Source organism: Gordonia sp. 852002-50395_SCH5434458, from assembly GCF_001665905.1.
Classification (GTDB): domain Bacteria; phylum Actinomycetota; class Actinomycetes; order Mycobacteriales; family Mycobacteriaceae; genus Gordonia; species Gordonia jacobaea.
In genome coordinates, this window is the sequence record NZ_LZTC01000018.1 from 38,113 (window position 1) to 55,087 (window position 16,975).

General features: G+C 66.9%; 18 protein-coding genes. 13 read left to right on the forward strand and 5 right to left on the reverse strand.

Translation table 11 applies throughout. The features are described 5' to 3' along the window. Positions 1-31 precede the first annotated feature (31 nt). Together A5785_RS03590 and A5785_RS03595 are read right to left on the reverse strand one after the other, a co-directional pair. Positions 32-739, reverse strand: a complete 708-nt coding sequence (locus A5785_RS03590; protein ID WP_005205187.1) for a DUF3515 domain-containing protein — start codon at positions 737-739, stop codon at positions 32-34. Between the two features lie 46 nt (positions 740-785). Continuing rightward, positions 786-1,031 carry an Lrp/AsnC ligand binding domain-containing protein gene (locus A5785_RS03595; protein ID WP_049698379.1) on the reverse strand — a complete coding sequence of 82 codons (246 nt, stop codon included), beginning with the start codon at positions 1,029-1,031 and terminating at the stop codon, positions 786-788. 214 nt (positions 1,032-1,245) lie between these two features. On the opposite strand from A5785_RS03595, the gene thiL reads away from it, so the two are divergent. From thiL to A5785_RS03610, 3 genes are read left to right on the forward strand one after another with little or no spacing between them, the layout of a single operon-like run. After that, complete coding sequence (thiL, locus tag A5785_RS03600) at positions 1,246-2,307, forward strand: thiamine-phosphate kinase (protein WP_064864579.1); 1,062 nt, start codon at positions 1,246-1,248, stop codon at positions 2,305-2,307. A 34-nt stretch (positions 2,308-2,341) separates the two neighbouring features. Beyond that, the gene (locus tag A5785_RS03605) at positions 2,342-2,863 is read left to right on the forward strand and encodes a gamma carbonic anhydrase family protein (RefSeq protein WP_064863033.1); all 522 of its coding nucleotides are present in this window, start codon (positions 2,342-2,344) and stop codon (positions 2,861-2,863) included. A gap of 2 nt (positions 2,864-2,865) precedes the next feature. Next, on the forward strand, positions 2,866-3,546 hold the full coding sequence (locus A5785_RS03610) for a uracil-DNA glycosylase (RefSeq protein ID WP_064863032.1): 681 nt from the start codon (positions 2,866-2,868) through the stop codon (positions 3,544-3,546). Positions 3,547-3,576: 30 nt separating this feature from the next. On the opposite strand, the gene bluB is transcribed toward A5785_RS03610, so the two are convergent. The 3 genes from bluB to rpmB form a co-directional block, all read right to left on the reverse strand. Then, positions 3,577-4,209, reverse strand: coding sequence for a 5,6-dimethylbenzimidazole synthase (gene bluB / locus A5785_RS03615; RefSeq protein WP_064864581.1), 633 nt, complete (start codon positions 4,207-4,209; stop codon positions 3,577-3,579). Then, entirely contained in the window at positions 4,206-5,018 is an 813-nt protein-coding gene (locus A5785_RS03620) for an enoyl-CoA hydratase/isomerase family protein (protein ID WP_082946524.1), read from the reverse strand. Before A5785_RS03620 ends, bluB begins: the two co-directional genes overlap by 4 nt. An 87-nt stretch (positions 5,019-5,105) precedes the next feature. Beyond that, positions 5,106-5,297: a 50S ribosomal protein L28 gene (gene rpmB, locus A5785_RS03625; protein ID WP_005180428.1), complete on the reverse strand. Its 192-nt coding sequence runs from the start codon at positions 5,295-5,297 to the stop codon at positions 5,106-5,108. Positions 5,298-5,625: 328 nt separating this feature from the next. Here rpmB and A5785_RS03630 point away from each other — a divergent pair, with 328 nt between their 5' ends. The 10 genes from A5785_RS03630 to octT all read left to right on the forward strand — a co-directional run bounded on the left by A5785_RS03630 (position 5,626) and on the right by octT (position 16,972). Further along, positions 5,626-7,287, forward strand: a complete 1,662-nt coding sequence (locus A5785_RS03630; protein WP_064864585.1) for a DAK2 domain-containing protein — start codon at positions 5,626-5,628, stop codon at positions 7,285-7,287. Beyond that, a complete protein-coding gene (gene recG, locus A5785_RS03635) occupies positions 7,287-9,569 on the forward strand; it encodes an ATP-dependent DNA helicase RecG (RefSeq protein WP_064864587.1) in 2,283 nt (760 codons plus the stop codon). The genes A5785_RS03630 and recG overlap by 1 nt, the downstream gene beginning before the upstream one ends. Before the next feature lie 155 nt (positions 9,570-9,724). Next, positions 9,725-10,483, forward strand: a complete 759-nt coding sequence (locus tag A5785_RS03640) for an HNH endonuclease family protein (protein WP_005205158.1) — start codon at positions 9,725-9,727, stop codon at positions 10,481-10,483. Positions 10,484-10,633: 150 nt separating this feature from the next. Beyond that, a complete protein-coding gene (locus A5785_RS03645; RefSeq protein ID WP_064864666.1) occupies positions 10,634-11,917 on the forward strand; it encodes a glutamate-5-semialdehyde dehydrogenase in 1,284 nt (427 codons plus the stop codon). Beyond that, positions 11,917-12,849: an AAA family ATPase gene (locus A5785_RS03650; protein ID WP_005205154.1), complete on the forward strand. Its 933-nt coding sequence runs from the start codon at positions 11,917-11,919 to the stop codon at positions 12,847-12,849. Before A5785_RS03645 ends, A5785_RS03650 begins: the two co-directional genes overlap by 1 nt. Next, on the forward strand, positions 12,849-14,288 hold the full coding sequence (locus A5785_RS03655) for a vWA domain-containing protein (RefSeq protein WP_064864589.1): 1,440 nt from the start codon (positions 12,849-12,851) through the stop codon (positions 14,286-14,288). Before A5785_RS03650 ends, A5785_RS03655 begins: the two co-directional genes overlap by 1 nt. 23 nt (positions 14,289-14,311) lie before the next feature. Further along, positions 14,312-15,082, forward strand: a complete 771-nt coding sequence (gene nadD / locus A5785_RS03660; protein WP_064864591.1) for a nicotinate-nucleotide adenylyltransferase — start codon at positions 14,312-14,314, stop codon at positions 15,080-15,082. After that, entirely contained in the window at positions 15,079-15,441 is a 363-nt protein-coding gene (rsfS, locus tag A5785_RS03665; protein ID WP_005205149.1) for a ribosome silencing factor, read from the forward strand. Before nadD ends, rsfS begins: the two co-directional genes overlap by 4 nt. After that, positions 15,438-16,151, forward strand: coding sequence for a histidine phosphatase family protein (locus A5785_RS03670; protein ID WP_064863024.1), 714 nt, complete (start codon positions 15,438-15,440; stop codon positions 16,149-16,151). The genes rsfS and A5785_RS03670 overlap by 4 nt, the downstream gene beginning before the upstream one ends. Further along, positions 16,148-16,972 carry a diglucosylglycerate octanoyltransferase gene (gene octT / locus A5785_RS03675; RefSeq protein ID WP_005205146.1) on the forward strand — a complete coding sequence of 275 codons (825 nt, stop codon included), beginning with the start codon at positions 16,148-16,150 and terminating at the stop codon, positions 16,970-16,972. The genes A5785_RS03670 and octT overlap by 4 nt, the downstream gene beginning before the upstream one ends. Positions 16,973-16,975 lie beyond the last annotated feature (3 nt).

A 16,975-nucleotide genomic window follows, 5' to 3' on the forward strand; every position in this document is an offset into this window, starting at 1 on the left:
CGCGGCCGGACGGTACGAAAGCGGTTGCCGCTCAGCCGAAGTCGAGTGGTCCTCGGGGGAGTGTCCGTTCGATGGCGGCCGAGACGTCGGTGATCGGTCCGTTGCCCGCGTTCACCGGAACCCACAGCGCAACGTACGGGCGGTGATCGACGCAGATGAACGCCTGCCCGGAACCCTCGATGGAATCGGTGATGAACCACTGCACGGGGTTGACCACCTGCAGGTTGCTGGTGGGGGAGAGCTCCGCCGGGCGCGAGACGCCGCACCGCACGATCACCGGATCGCCGTCTTTGCTCGCAGGCCAACTGGCCTGTGTTCCCGAGATCGTCTTGTTGCCGTATCCCTCGAAGGTCTGCGGCAGCGCGGCGAGGAACTTCGGGCATTCGGCGGGAGTCGACGACTCCGCGGCGTACGAGTCGACGGGCGTCGAGTCCGAGTTGCCCGGACGAAGCGCCGCGAACACGATGAAGCCCACGATCACCATCACCGGAATCGTCACCAGTGTGGCGATCAGCGCCGGACTCAGCCGCGGTCCTGAGTCGCCGTAGCGCGCGTGCGTCGTGTCCTCGACGCTTTCGGCGGAGCCGGACTTTTCGACGCTTTCGGCGGAGCCGGACTTTTCGACGCTGTCGGCGGAGCCGGACTTTTCGACGCCTTCGGCCGCGCTGACACGTTCGGCGTCGGTCTCTTCCGCGCGGTCGGCGTTGTTGTCGGGTTCGTCCGGTCCGGGTGGGGTCACGACGACAACCCTAGGACATCGCCGCGCAGCTCCTGTGGCGTGCCGGTCAGTGCGCTGCGTTCACCACCGGGCATGTCAGGGTGCGTGTGATGCCGTCGACCTTCTGGATCTGAGGTACGACGTCGTTGGTCAGGTGGCCCGCATCGGTGGCCTCGACCCGCACGATCACGTCATAGGGCCCACTGACCTCCTCGGAGGAGGCAACTCCGGAGATCTCTGCGATCGTCGCAGCCGCCAATGCGGCTCGTCCGACCTCCGTCTGGATCAGTATGTATGCCTGAACCACGGCCATCCTCTCGTATCCACTGTGCCGTCGGCCCCGGGCTGGGGAGCGGCGAGTCGACGCCCGCGGCAAGCCGCCGAAGGCATCTGGCTCCGGTCTCCCGGAAACCACTTCGCGCGTCGAAGCGCCACACGAAGTCACTACACTGTGGGGATATTGTCACCACAACGCCGCGAGAGCGCGAACCGAAACGAATAACCGTGGAGCCGACGAGGAGTTGACAGTGGCAGGTGGCGACGAGAACGCCACGACCCCCGACCACCCGGAGCCCAGTGGTGTCACAGTCGGTGACCTGGGTGAGCGGGCGCTCATCTCGCTGTTCACCTCGGCGGCGACGACCGCAACGTCCCGCGACATCGTCGTCGGATCCGGTGACGACGCCGCCATTTTCGACGCGGGTGGTCCGACCGTCATCAGTACGGACACCGCCGTGCAGAACCGTCACTTTCGCTTCGAGTGGTCGACGCCGCGCCAGATCGGAGAGCGGGCGGTGATCCAGAGCGCGGCTGACATCGCGGCGATGGGGGCACGTACGGTCGGCGTCGTCGTATCGATCGCATGTCCGGTGAGCACTCCCGCTGCCACTCTGACCGAGATCAATGACGGCATCCTCGCCGCAACCCATCGTCTCGGCGGTCGCGTGCTCGGCGGCGACCTCGTCGCCGCAGACGAGGTGGTGCTGACCGTCACATCGGTTGGCGCACTCGACGGACTCACCCCGGTGGCGTTGACCGGCGCGCAGGTCGGCGATGTGCTGGCTGTGAGCGGACCACTCGGCAGCGCCGCCGCCGGGCTCGCCGTCCTGCTCGCCGCTGATGGATGCGACGAAGACGGCGAGCGGAGTGCCGAGCGCTCCCACCGACTACGTGCGCAGCACGCCGAGGTGGTGGATTCGCACCGTCTGCCCAACCCCGACCTCTCGGCGGGTGTGGTGGCGGCGCGAGCAGGCGCTCACGCCATGACCGATGTCTCCGACGGACTTGTCGAGGAGCTGAAAACCCTGGCGGCGGCGTCGAATGTGGCTCTCGCAGTTGACGTTTCGAGTGTTCCGCGAACAGAGGCGACCACCCGTGCCGCGGCCGAACTCGGTGAGTCCGACGACATCTGGGCACTCACCGGGGGTGAAGACCACCAGTTACTGGCTGCGTTCGCCGCCGACGACGTTCCGCTGGGGTGGGTCGTCATCGGTGATGTCCGCGAACGCACGGGAGATCGCGCACCGGTGTCTCTCGACGGCATCGCGACGAGTGACCTGCGCGGATGGCAGTCCTTCGGACACCAGTAGGTGGCGGCCGTCACCGCGGTGATTAGATCGACCCATGGCGATTTACGCACTCGACGATCGTGAACCGATCCTCGGTGAGGACGTGTACATCCACCCCGACGCGACGGTGATCGGCGCCGTCACCCTCGCAGACGGGGTGTCGGTGTGGCCCGGGGCTGTGCTGCGGGGTGACTACGGGACAATCTCCATCGGTCGGCGAACCAACATTCAGGACGGCACGGTCATCCACTGCACGCCGATCGATCCGACGGTCATCGGTGCCGGTTGCGTCGTCGGACACAACGCCCACATCGAGGGTGCGACGATCGGCGACAATTGTTTGATCGCGTCGGGTTCCGTTGTCCTCAACGGGTCGACGGTCGGTGACGGCGCCATTGTCGGCGCGGGAGCCGTTGTGCCTTTCAAGTTCTCGGTTCCCGCACGGGCGATGGCACTCGGTGTGCCCGCGCGTATCCGCGAGGGATTCGAGGTGCCCGCCGACCATATCGACCTGAACGTCGAGATGTACCACCAGAATTCGCTGTACTACCGATCGAAGCTCAGGAGACTCGACTGATCATGACCCCACAACCGTTGAGCGAACTCATCGATCCCGGTTGGGCGCAGGCACTCGCGCCGGTCGAGGAGAACATCGCGCAGATGGGGCAGTTCCTGCGTGACGAGAATGCCGCTGGTCGCCGCTACCTCCCAGCCGGACGAAATGTGTTGCGCGCATTCACACAACCTTTCGACGACGTCCGCGTGCTCATCGTCGGACAGGATCCGTACCCGACGCCCGGCCATGCGGTCGGGCTGAGTTTTTCTGTCGCAGAGGATGTTTCGCCCATTCCGCGCTCGTTGGCCAACATCTACACCGAGTACTGCGCCGATCTCGGTTATCCCAAGCCGGCCAACGGCGACCTGACACCGTGGGCGAAATCGGGTGTGCTGCTGCTCAACAGAGTGTTGACCGTCGCTCCCGGCGAGCCCGCGTCGCACCGCAACAAGGGGTGGGAGGCGGTGACCGAGTGCGCGATCAAAGCGCTCGTGTCACGCGACGAGCCGCTCGTGGCAATCCTGTGGGGACGCGATGCCGCAGGCCTTCAGCAATGGATGCCCGACGTACCGGTGATCGTGTCGCCGCACCCCTCACCGTTGTCGGCGAGCAAGGGGTTCTTCGGCTCGCGTCCGTTCAGTCGGGCCAATACCGAACTCGAAGATCTCGGCGGCGAACCGGTCGACTGGCGCCTACCCTCCTGAAGCCCCTGCTCTGCTGAAGCCCCCTTCCTGTCAGCGGACGAAGCGTCGGGCTTCGGCGTCGGTGCGTTCCTGCCAGCCCACTCTCTCGAGTTCGGGGACGTCGTCGGCCTCGGTGGGATAACCCAGGCACAGGTATGCGGTGAGTCGCCACGTGTCGGGCACACCGAGATCGGTTGCCGCGGTGGGGGCGTCGAGGATGGATATCCAGCCGACTCCGACGCCGCGCGCCCGTGCTGCCAGCCACAGGGTCGCGACGGCAGTGACCGTCGAGTAGTCAAGTGTCTCCGGCATCGTCCGCTTACCGAGGCCGTGCCCCTGCGTGCCTGCATGGTCGGTGAAGACGGCGAGCTGGATCGGAGCGTCGTCGAGTCCGGAGAGCTTCAGCGCCGCGTACGCACGTTTGCGTTCGCCCGCGTACCCGTCGAGGGCCTTGGCGTTGCACGCGACGAAGTTGCGGCGAATGTGAGCGCGGGCCTCAACTGAGTCGACGCGCACCCATCGCCACGGTTGGCTGTTGCCGACCGACGGCGCGAGCTCGGCTCGTGCCAGCAACTCGTCGAGCAGCCCCGGCTCGAGTGGGTCGGAGCGGAAATGTCGGACGTCACGACGCCACGCGAACAACGTGTCGAGGTCTGCGATGAAGGAGGCGCCGAACGTCGTCACCGCTCGCGGGCCGCTGCGAAGTCGGGGGTCCGCTTGCCCACGAATGCGTCGACGCCCTCGACACCCTCCGCGGAGCCGCTGTTGGTCGAGATCGCGTGAGCTTCGGCGGCGAGCTGATCGCGGAGTGTCGCGGTGGGCGACGCGCTCAGGAGTGCACGCGTCGCGGCCAGTCCGGCGCGCGGACCCGCGGCAAGTGTGCGGGCGATCTCGGCGGCGGTGTCGTCGATCTCGGTGTCGTCGACGAGGCGCGAGAGGATGCCCCACGCGAGTCCCTCGTCGGCGGTGATGACTCTGTCGGTGAGGATGATGTCGCGGGCGCGGGCCGCTCCGACGGTGCGCGGGAGGGTCCACGTCATGCCGCCGTCCGGCGACAAGCCGATCCCGGTGTACGCGGGACGCAGGTTGGTCGACGGCCCACCGATCGCGATGTCTGCGTGCAGCACGATGCTCAGCCCGGCCCCTGCGGCCCATCCGCGCACACCCGCGACGACCGGACGATCAGCGTCGAGCAGGGCGGTGACGAAGTCGTGGAAGGTGTCGGCGAGAGCGCGGATGAAGGTGGGGCGGTGCTCGGCAGAGGCGAAATCGCGCACATTGCCGCCCGCGCAGAAGTTCCGGCCAGCGCCGAGCAGCAGGATCGCGCCGACTTCGCGTTCGCCGCGTGCGATCTCACGCAGAGCGGAGGTTGCCGATTTCAGTGAGGCGTCGTCGAGTGCGCCGCCCTTGCTCGCATCGGAGATGCGTAGGACGAGGACGTCGCCGTCCTGTGTCACAGCCGAGTCTGCCGGGGACGTTGTGGTCGAGGTCATGGACGACACACTAACCCGCAGATGCAGACAACCCGACCCCGGGGCCGAGCGTTCGCTCGGTCGGGATCGGATTGTCAGTTCTCGCGATCAGGCGAGGGTGGTCTTGCCGGCCTTCAGGCAGGAGGTGCAGACGTTCTTACGCTTGCGGTTGCCCGGGGCCACCTCGACACGCACAGACTGGATATTGGGATTCCAGCGGCGGTTGGTACGGCGGTGCGAGTGCGAAACGGACTTGCCGAAGCCCGGACCCTTGCCGCAGACGTCACAGACGGCAGCCATTGTCGAACTCCCTTGATAGATGGAATGATCTTGCGGTTATGCCAGCTCGCTGCTCGCAGAAACGCAAAGTCATCCACGGCGGCGGCAAGGCAACCCTGCAAGGGTAACCGTCCAGGTGCGTCACCACCAAATCCGGGCTGAGCGTGATCTGCCGCGGCGTGGCGTCGGGTCGGCAACGAATGCGCCGGACCCGCCGACGGCGACCGTGTCGGCGACTCCGAGTAATCTCTCACACATCCTGGGCAGCACGTGTCGTGGCACTTTTTCGATGAGGCACTTTTCGATGACGTGGAGACACGGCGTGAGCCCCCGCGGTGAAGGAGGACCCATGTCGACTGACGGTGGACTCATTCGCGTGATGAATCCGCAGGTGTTGCGCGACTGGGCTCAGGGGTGTGTGGCCCGGCTCGAAGAACTGCGCGGCGAGATCAACGACCTCAACGTCTTCCCGATCCCCGATTCGGACACCGGCAGCAACATGCTGTTCACCATGCGGTCTGCCGCCGACGCCGCCACCGCGCTTCCCGCCGACGCCGACGTGGTCGCCGTGACGCGGGCCATGGCAGAAGGTGCCGTGGCCAACGCGCGCGGCAATTCCGGCGTCATCATGTCGCAGATCCTGGTCGGCCTCGCCGACGCCGTGGAGATCGGCGCACCGGACGGGCAGTTGACCTTTTCGCAGCTGGCGGTATCGGGTCTGAGGCTTGGATCGTTGGCAGCGCAGCGCGCGGTGAGCGACCCCAGGGAGGGCACCGTCCTGACGCTGCTGACGATCGCCGCGGAGTCCGCGGCGCGTCACTCCGGTGAGACCGCCGCCGATCAGGCCCGCGCGATCGCCGACGACGTGGCCGATGGGTTGGAGCGCACTCCCGAACAGCTTCCCGAACTGGCGTCTGCGGGCGTTGTCGACGCTGGTGGTCGGGGTTTTCTCGCCATGCTCGACGCGATGGTCGGCGTGCTCACCGGTGTCACGCAGCGACGTCGCCGGTACCGCGGAATCCTCACCGGAGGAGGCCAGCCCGGTCATCCCGTCGACGAGACGTGCGACGGCCCGGGCGACATGGACTTCGAGGTGATGTATCTACTCACCGGGGCTGCCGGTGAGAGCATCGCGACGCTGCGATCCGAACTCGGCGAACTCGGCGACGCCGTGGTGATCGTCGGAGACAGTTCGCCCTCTGGTGAGCGGTTCTCGGTGCACGTCCACACCGACGACCCGGGCGCCGCAGTCGAGGCAGCGATAGCGCTCGGGAACGTCTCCGACATCCGGATCTCCTGCTTTGCCCTCGATTCGATTCGCGCACAAGCCAATTCGATGGAGCCGCCGCCTCGTCACCGGCGCGCCGTCGTCGCGGTCGTGCGTGGCGACGGGGCCGCGGAACTCTTCGCCGAGGCCGGGGCTGCAGTGGTGCGCGCCGACGACGGAGTGACGCCGGAAGCGCTTGCCGCGGCCATTCGCGCCACCGATTCGGCGCACGTGGTCGTCATGGCCAATGGGTCGTTGACGTCGCAAGATCTGGTGAGCGTCGCAGCGGAGGTCCGGTCTGCACAGCGGTCGGTGATCTCGTTGCCGACCTCATCAATGGCCCAGTGTCTCGCGGCCCTCGCGGTCCACGATCCCTCCGAGTCGCCAGACGCCGACGCCTACGCGATGGCCGAAGCCGCGGCAGGTGCGCGCTGGGGTTCGCTGCTGCTCGCCGACGAGCGGATGATCACTCTCGCCGGGACGTGCGACGTCGGCGATGTGTTGGGCCTCATCGGCTCTGATGTGCTGGTCATCGCACCGGAGCAGACGGCCGCCGTCGTGTCGCTTGTCGATCTCATGTTGGCAACCGGCGGCGAGATGGTCACCGTCCTTGCCGGATCAGGCGTCGACCGCGACGCGCTGTCGGCGCTGGAGGCGCAAATCCGTCGGGCCTATCCAGGCGTCGAACTGGCCGTGTACGAGACCGGCCAGACCGACGATCTCATGCAAGTGGGTATCGAGTAGTGGTCCGTGCATCCGACTCCCTGTCCGATGTCTTCACCACCGAACGCGCGGCGAGCCTCGCGTCGTTGGGGCTTGCGACCGTCGGAGAGCTCTTGCGGTACGCGCCGCGCCGCTACCTCACGCATGGCCAACCGTCGGAGGAGCAGGACCTCACCGAGGGGGAGTGGGTCACGGTCGTCGGACGCATCACCCGTGCCGACCTGATCCGGATGAAGAAGCGTCACGGGCAGTTCCTGAAGGTGACCGTCGACGACGGCAACCGCTCCTACGAGGTCAGCTTCTTCAACCCGCGCTTCATCAAGAACGCACTCAAACCCGGCACCCGACTCATGGTGGCGGGAACCGTGAAGTTCTTCCGCGAGCAGCCGCAACTCTCCCATCCCGAGTGGATGGTCCTGCCGGACGGCGACGTCGAGGTCGATCGTGTCGTCGGGTCTGCAATGCTCGCCGAGATGTACGCGGCCGAGGCCGAGATCACCGGCGAACAGCGGCGCCCGGGAGCGCAGTCGGCCGACATCGCCGCCGCGTTCGATCGAGCAATCGTGCCGCTGTATCCCGCGAACCGCGAGATCCAGACGTGGGACATCTGGGCGTCGATTCGGCAGGTTCTCGACGACGTCGAGTCGTTCGTCGACCCGCTGTCCGACGACGAACGCGAACGGCGTGGGTTGATGTCGCTCGACGAGGCGATCCGCACTATTCATGTCCCCGACTCCGATGCACACGTCACCGCCGCGAACGATCGACTGAAATTCGACGAGGCACTCGCGATCCAGACAGTCCTCGCGCAGCGTCGCCTCGCGGGTCGTGCCGAATCCGCACCCGCGTGCCCGCACGTTCCCGGCGGCCTGGAAGACCGACTCCTGCAACGACTTCCGTTCACTCTCACCGATGGGCAGCAATTGGTGATCGCCGAGATCGCCGACGACCTCGGCCACCCGACACCGATGAGCAGGCTGCTGCAGGGTGAGGTCGGTTCCGGCAAGACCCTCGTGTCGTTGCTCGCCATGCTGCGCGTTGTCGACAACGGCCATCAGTGCGCGATTCTCGCGCCGACGGAAGTTCTTGCCGCGCAGCATCTTCGGACCATCACGACGATGCTGGGCGATCTGGGTACTGCCGGTGAACTCGGCGCCGCCGACGGCGCGACGAGTGTGGTGTTGCTGACCGGCTCGATGAAGACCAAGGGCAAACGTCAGACGCTGCTCGACGTGGTGACCGGCAAGGCGGGCATCGTCGTCGGAACCCACGCGCTGCTCGAGGAGAAGGTCGAGTTCTTCGATCTCGGCATGGTCGTCGTCGATGAACAGCACCGCTTCGGCGTCGAACAACGAGATGTGTTGCGGGGCCGCGGTCGTGACCACCTCATGCCGCACTTCCTGGTGATGACGGCGACGCCGATCCCGCGGACGGTGGCGATGACGGCGTTCGGCGACCTCGACACGTCGGTGCTCACCGAACTTCCGCAGGGGCGTCAGCCGATCACCACGACCGTGGTGCCGACGGCGAAACCCCAATGGATCGAACGCATGTGGGGGCGCGCCGCGGAGGAGATCGAGGCCGGGCGGCAGGTCTACATCGTCTGCTCGCGTATCGGCGACATCGAGCCGGTCGCCCCGAAGCGCGGCGCTGGCAAGCGCACGGCGGGCGAGGAAGCCGACGCGCAGCAGCAGACCACCTCCGTGCTCGACCTCTACGACGAACTGCTCGTCGGACCGCTCGGCCACCATCGGCTGGCAGTCCTGCACGGGCGGCTACCCGCCGACGAGAAGAACGAGGTCATGGACGCGTTCGGGCGCGGCGAGATCGACGCGATCGTGGCCACCACCGTGATCGAGGTCGGTGTGGACGTTCCCAATGCGTCGATGATGATCATCATCGACGCAGAGAGATTCGGGGTCAGCCAGCTCCACCAACTCCGCGGACGTGTCGGCCGCGGCGGCCATCCCGGTCTGTGCCTCCTGATGACGTCGACGAAGCCTGTGTCGCAGGCGATGGAGCGGCTGCGTGCCGTCGAGGCGTCGACCGACGGATTCGAACTCGCTCGCGTCGACCTGCTGCAGCGCCGCGAAGGTGATCTGCTCGGCTCACTGCAGTCGGGTGGGGTGTCGTCGCTGCGTCACCTCTCGCTACTCGACGACGTCGACGTGATCGCCGACGCTCGCGAGCTGGCCGAATCCGTGGTGGCAACCGACCTTCCGCTGGCCGACCACCGGCCACTCGCCGACCTCGTCGACGCCATTCTCGTACCCAACAAGGTGCGCTACCTCGACAAATCCTGACCCGGCTCGCCTGCGTCCCGGAACCCGCGCGCCGAACGCGGCCCGAACCCGCAGACGCGGCTGGTGTACCAACCGCGTTTACCAGATCGAACCGCGTCTGCGACGCCGCTCGCGGGTAGTGGAACCGCGGGCCGCCGCGCAGCGTCGAAGATGGCGTGAATCCCGTCATCGCGGTGCCGCTGTACCGGCTGCGGATGCGCTATCGACACGCCCGCCGCGACGCGCAGTGGCCCGCCCGCAGGTGGGTGGTCACGATCGCGTTCGTGCTCACTGCGGTCGTCGTGGCCGTGGGTGTGTACCGCGATGTGCCGCGCACCCGAGCGGGGCAGTGGCACGCCGGTGCGCAGCTGGCGTTGCGCGAACTCGCAGGGGTGCCCGTCGTCGCGGCGCGCAGCGGTCGCGACGACTACGAACGGTCGGCGTTCGGGGCGTCGTGGACCGACGACGCGAGCGTGACGGGAGGCGGAAACGGCTGCGATACCCGAAACGACGTGCTGACCCGCGACCTCGGTGATGTGCGTATCGGCCCGGTGACCTCGTGTCCGCGCGCTGTCCTCGCAGGCGAGCTGCGCAGCCCGTATACCGGCAAGACCGTGGTGTTTCGGCGTGATCGTAGTGCGACCGCGGTTCAGATCGACCACATCGTGCCCCTGGCCTTCGCCTGGGACATGGGTGCGTTCGGGTGGTCGACGCGGCGTCGAGTCGACCTGGCGAACGACCCTGCCAACCTCGTCGCCGTGGACGCGGCGTCGAACCAGGAGAAGAGCGACAGCGAACCCGCCCGTTGGCTGCCGCCCAATCGCGGTTTCCACTGTCAGTACGCGATCGAGTTCGTCGTGGTGAGCCGCGCCTACGGATTGGCGGTCGATGCCGCGTCCCGCAGCGTGCTCGCCGGAATACTCAACCGTTGCTGACGTGCGGCATCTCGACGTCCGGCCCGCGGTGACGTTCTCGGGTGGGCGATCTTGGGGTGGCTTGGTGCGGGACGTACCCTGGACATGTTGTCCGCCGGCAGTGCCGCGCAGGACGCAATCATCTGCCGTGAACTCGAAATCGAGGAATTGATGAGCGCACCCACCGTGACCGGAAGGCAGGCCGCGACAGGGCCCGACGTCGAAGAGGTCGTGCACGCGCAGGCCCGCGCGGCCCGTACCGCCTCACGAGCGCTGGCAGCGCTCACCACGACAGCCAAGAATGCTGCGCTGCTCGCCGCTGCCGACGCCGTCGACGCGAATACCGAGACCATCCTGGCCGCCAACGCCGACGACGTTGCGCGCGCCGAGGAGGCCGGAACCGAGGCTAACCTGATCGACCGTCTGCGCCTGACCACCGAGCGCGTCGCGGGGATCGCCGACGGTCTGCGTCAGGTCGCGATCCTCCCCGATCCGATCGGCGAGATCGTCGCGGGCAAGACGCTTCCCAACGGGCTGCGCCTGCGGCAGGTTCGCGTGCCGCTCGGTGTGGTCGGCATCGTCTACGAGGCGCGGCCGAACGTGACGGTCGACGCCTTCGGTATCGCGTTCAAGTCCGGAAACGCTGTGCTGCTTCGCGGTTCGTCGTCGGCGGCGTCGTCGAACGCGGAGCTTGTTCGCATTCTTCGCGATGTTGTCGCGGGCGCGGGCATCCCGTCCGATGTCGTGTCGCTGCTGCCGAGTGACGACCGTTCGAGTGTCACCGCATTGATCCGAGCGCGCGGACTCGTTGACGTCGTCATTCCGCGCGGGGGTGCGGGCCTGATCAACGCGGTCGTCGCGAATGCCACGGTCCCGACGATCGAGACCGGAACCGGAAACTGCCACGTCTACGTGCATGCGCTCGCCGACGTCGGTGTCGCGACCCGCATCATCCTCAATGCCAAGACGCGGCGACCGAGCGTGTGCAACGCGGCAGAGACGGTGCTTGTCGACAAAGCGATCGCCGCCGACGCGCTGCCCAAGATCAGCCAGGCGCTGCAGTCGCAGGGTGTCGTGATCCACGGTGATGAGCCGGGGATGGAGCCGGCCGGCGAGTCCGACTGGGCCGATGAGTACCTGTCGATGGACATCGCGATGAAGGTGGTCGACGGACTCGACGCCGCTGTCGCACACATCGACACCTATGGAACCGGGCACACCGAGGCCATCGTGACCACCGACCTCGCCGCGGCCGAGGAGTTCACGAACCGGGTCGACGCCGCAGCCGTGATGGTCAATGCGTCGACCGCCTTCACCGATGGCGAGCAGTTCGGCTTCGGTGCGGAGATCGGAATCTCCACGCAGAAGCTACATGCCCGCGGACCGATGGGACTGCCGGAACTCACCTCCACCAAGTGGATCGTGTGGGGCGACGGCCAGATCCGGCCCGCGTGATGACCGACAGCGCAACGACGAACGGCCCTGCGACGCAAGACGCGGCACCCATCGTCCCCTCGTTCACAGCCGTGCCCGACGTCGTCGACCGGCTGCGCTCCACCGGCTATCTGGCCGACGACGCGACGGCGACGTCGACCTTCCTCGCCGACCGGCTCGGTAAGCCGCTGCTCGTCGAAGGCCCTGCGGGAGTGGGTAAGACGGAGTTGGCGCGTGCCATCGCCGCGGCCACCGACGCAGAGCTCGTGCGTCTGCAGTGCTACGAGGGAATCGACGAGGCGCGCGCACTCTACGAGTGGAACCACGCCAAGCAGATCCTGCACATCCAGGCGACCGGTACGCGCGACTGGGCCGAGGCGAAGACCGACATCTTCTCCGAGGAGTTCCTGCTGCCGCGACCTCTGCTGACAGCGATCTCGCGCACCGATCCCACCGTGCTCCTGATCGACGAGGTCGACAAGGCCGACGTCGACGTCGAGGGGCTGCTGCTCGAGGTGCTCAGCGACTTCGCGGTGACCATCCCGGAGATGGGGACTGTCGTCGCGTCGCGTCGGCCGATCGTGATCCTGACGTCGAACGCGACACGAGAATTGTCGGAGGCGCTGAAACGTCGCTGCCTCTACCTCTTCATCGACTTCCCCGACGCTGCGCGCGAAAAAGAGATTCTCGAGTCGCGGGTCCCGAACCTGCCCGACGCGCTGGCATCCGAACTGGTCCGCATCGTCGGCGTGCTGCGCACCCTCGACATTCGCAAGAAGCCGTCGGTCGCCGAGACCATCGACTGGGCCAACACCCTGCTCGCATTGGGCGCGGGCGAGGAACGCTCGAAGGGTGGTCGACTCGACGAAGGCCTGATCGCACGCACGCTCGGCGTCGTGCTCAAGCATCGCCCCGACCTGAAGACCGCTGTCAAAGAACTCAAGTTGGGCTGATGTCCGGGGCCGAACCCGCCACGGGCGACATCGCGACAGCAGTGCCGCTCGTCGCTCATCTCACCGACTTCGTCGACGCGTTGCGGCGACGGGGGATCGCGGTCGGTCCGTCGGCGCTGATCGACGCCGCGCGGGCGATGGAGGTGCTCGACCTGCTCGATCGCAGCAGCCTGCGCGAGGGACTCGCGGCGACGCTCGTCGACGATCACATGCACCGGCCGGCCTTCGACCGCATCTTCGACCTCTGGTTTCCGGTCGCGATCGGTGCACGCAGCGCAGAGGAAGAACTGCCGCGCGACACCTCCGGCGAGGTCGACGTCGCTGCCGTGCGCGAAATGCTCGCAGAGTTGCTCGCCGACGAGTCGGCCGACGCAGACGGACGTCTGTCTGCCGCGGTCGCGCAGGTGGTCGACGAGATGGGCCGCTACCAGTCGAGCCGCGGGGAGGCGTACTCGGCGTATCAGGCACTCTCGAGTATCGATCCCCAGACGCTGATCGCACGGATAGCCGCCGCGATGGCGGGCGGATCGGGTGACGACCTGAGCGTCGGCGACGATCCGACGTTCCGCAGGGCCGCCCGCGAACGGGCCAACCGACTACGCACCGCGATCGAGGTGGAGACGCAGCGTCGGATGGCCGACCGCAACGGACGCGAGAAGGTCAGCGACTACGCGGTGCCGACACTGCCCGAGAACATCAACTTTCTCGCGGCAGGCAAGAAGGACCTCACCGAGATCCGACGGACCGTCGCACCGCTCGCGCGTCTGTTGGCCTCCCGCTTGGAGATTCGACGACGCCGCGCCCACCGGGGTGCTGTCGACGTCCGTGCGACGCTGCGTGCGTCGATGTCGACGGGCGGGGTGCCGATCGAACTCAAGAACCGCAAGCCCCGCCCCGGCCGCCCCGAACTGGTGATCATCTGCGACGTATCGGGTTCGGTGTCCGGGTTCTCGCAGTTCACGCTGCAACTCGTCTACGCGCTGCGACAGCAGTTCGCGAAGGTTCGGATCTTCGCATTCGTCGACACTGTCGACGACGTCACCGAGTATTTCACCGACGACGAGGGGTTCGGCGGCACCGACATCGGTGAGGCGACGCATCGCATGTTGACGCAGGCCCGGCTCATCACGCGTGACGGTCATTCCGACTACGGGCACATGCTGCGCGGGTTCGTCGACGCCTACGGCGACACGCTGACACATCGCGGAGCGCTCCTGATCCTGGGCGACGCCCGCAACAACTACCATGACGCCTCCGAGGACTCGCTGCGCGAGTTGGTGGAGCGTGCGCGTCACGCGTATTGGCTCAACCCGGAGGCGCATGGCGACTGGGGTACCGGCGATTCCGCGGCCGACGACTACGCGGAGATCATCGATATGTTCGAGTGTCGCAACGCCACGCAGCTGTCCGCGGTCATCGCCGACCTCCTGCCGGTGTGATCGCTCGCGTAAACTGACCCCTCATGGCACATGACCGTCCGCGTGTACGCCGGATCGGTGTGATGGGCGGAACGTTCGATCCCATCCACAACGGGCACCTCGTGGCAGCCAGTGAGGTCGCCAACCGGTTCTCGCTCGACGAGGTGATCTTCGTCCCGACCGGACGGCCATGGCAGAAGCTGACCGAAGACGGCGGGGAGGTTCCCGACCGGACGAAGCAGGTCAGTCCCCCCGAGGACCGCTACCTGATGACGGTCATCGCGACGGCGTCGAATCCTCAGTTCAGCGTGAGTCGCGTCGACATCGACCGAGAGGGATTCACCTACACGGTCGACACGCTGCGGGATCTGCGCAAAACCCTTCCCGACGCTGCGCTCTACTTCATCACCGGCGCCGATGCGTTGGAGTCGATCCTGTCGTGGCAGGACTGGGAGGAACTGTTCGAACTGGCGAACTTCGTCGGGGTGAGCCGACCGGGATACGAGTTGAACGCCAGCCATCTGGCCACGCATCTGCGACATCTGCCAGCCGATACGCTTCATCTGATGGAGATTCCCGCACTGGCGATCTCCTCGACGGACTGTCGGGCACGCGCTGCGACGGGACGACCGGTCTGGTACCTGGTGCCAGACGGCGTCGTCCAGTACATCGCCAAACGCAGGCTCTACCGCAGGCCGCGGGTGAACTCGCCGGGTGTCTCGGCGCCACTGGCGAGCGACGCCGACGATGAACCGACAACCTCCGACACCTCAACACACCGTGCGGAAACGCAACGCTCGAAAGGACGAACGTGACAGCAGCAGCCGAGTCACTGGACATGGCGAAGGTGGCAGTCGCTGCCGCGCAGGACAAGGTCGCCACCGATGTCACGGTGATCGACGTGTCCGAACAACTCGTGATCACCGACCTGTTCGTGATCGCGTCGGCCGACAACGAGCGTCAGGTCAACGCGGTCACCGACGAGATCGAAGACAAGATGCGCGAGGCGGGTTACAAGCCCGTCCGACGCGAAGGCACACGTGAGGGTCGCTGGGCGCTGCTGGACTACGTCGACATCGTGGTGCACGTCCAGCATGCCGACGAGCGCGCCTACTACGCGCTCGACCGTCTGTGGCAGGACTGCCCGGTCATCGACCTGGAGCCGCAGGCGTGAGTGGAGCGCCCGACGACCACGACACCTCCGTCGAACGACTCACCCCGGTGGTCCGCAGGCTGATTCTGTTGCGGCACGGGCAGACCGAGTACAACGCGACGAGTCGGATGCAGGGACAACTTGACACCGATCTCTCCGATCTCGGTGTGCGACAAGCGAAGTCGGCCGCCGCCGCACTCGCCGAACGCAATCCGATGCTCATCAGGTCGTCGGATCTGCGGCGTGCTCGCGACACCGCGGAAGCGCTCGCCGTGCTGACCGGCCTGCCTGTCGAGACCGATCAACGGCTCCGCGAAACACATCTCGGTGAGTGGCAGGGCATGACGCACTACGAGGTCGACGACGTGATGCCCGGTGCGCGCGCGCTGTGGCGCGACGACGCCACGTGGCGCCCGCCGGGCGGGGAGAGCCGCGTCGACGTCGCTGCCCGCGCCCTACCGGTCGTCGATGAACTGCTCGCGAGTGTGGACGACTGGGGGAGCGGCGCGAGCCCGGAGTCGCCCGTCGTGCTCGTCGCGCACGGAGGTGTGATCGCCGCGATGACCGCCGCACTGCTCGACCTTCCGGTCGCCAACTGGCCGGTGTTCGGCGGACTGGCCAACACGAGCTGGGTCCAACTGTCGGGCCACGGACTCCCCGGTGAGAAGCCGCGGTGGCGGCTGGACGTGTGGAACGCCTCGGCCGAGGTTGCCGACGCAGGGGTGCAGTGACCGACTCGGTTGCGGCGGGTACGCCCGACGACTGCCTACTCATCCTCTCCGACTCGCTCGCCTACTTCGGGCCGCAGGGTGGGCTGCCCGCAGACGACGCTCGAATCTGGCCGAACATCGTCGGCGCGCGGTGTGGTCTGCCGGTGCGGCTCTTCGGACGGATCGGCTGGACCAGCCGGGACGTCTGGTGGGCGATGACCCAGGACCCGAACATCTGGGCCGCGGTACCGCACGCACGCGCGGTGATCCTCGCGTTCGGCGGAATGGATTCGTTGCCGTCGCCGCTTCCGACCGCGTTGCGCGAGCAGATCAGATACGTGCGGCCGGGCCGACTGCGCCAGATCGTCCGGTCGGCGTATCAGTGGGTCCAGCCGCGTGCGTCGAAGATCGGGTGGCCGGTGGCCCTGCCGCCGACGGTGACCGTCGACTACCTCGACAAGATCCACGAGGCGCTGACCCAGTTGCGCCCCGACCTGCCGATGGTCGTGTGTCTGCCGTCGACGCATCGGAGCCCCTACTACGGCTACGTCCACACCGGGCGGATACCGACGACCGCGGCGATGCGCGCGTGGTGCGACCGGCACGGCGTCTCTTATGCCGACTTCTATCCACCGACACGCGACGCATACGACGATCCAGATGCCGTGAACCCAGACGCCGCGACTAACCCAGACGCTGCGATGAACTCAGATGCTGTGATGAACCCCGACGGCATCCACTGGGGCTTCGCGTGCCACCGGGCGGTCGCCGATGTGGTGGCGGAGCCGATTCTGCGCGTGCTCGACGATCCGGATGTCCGAGCCGCACGGCGAACCGGCTAACGT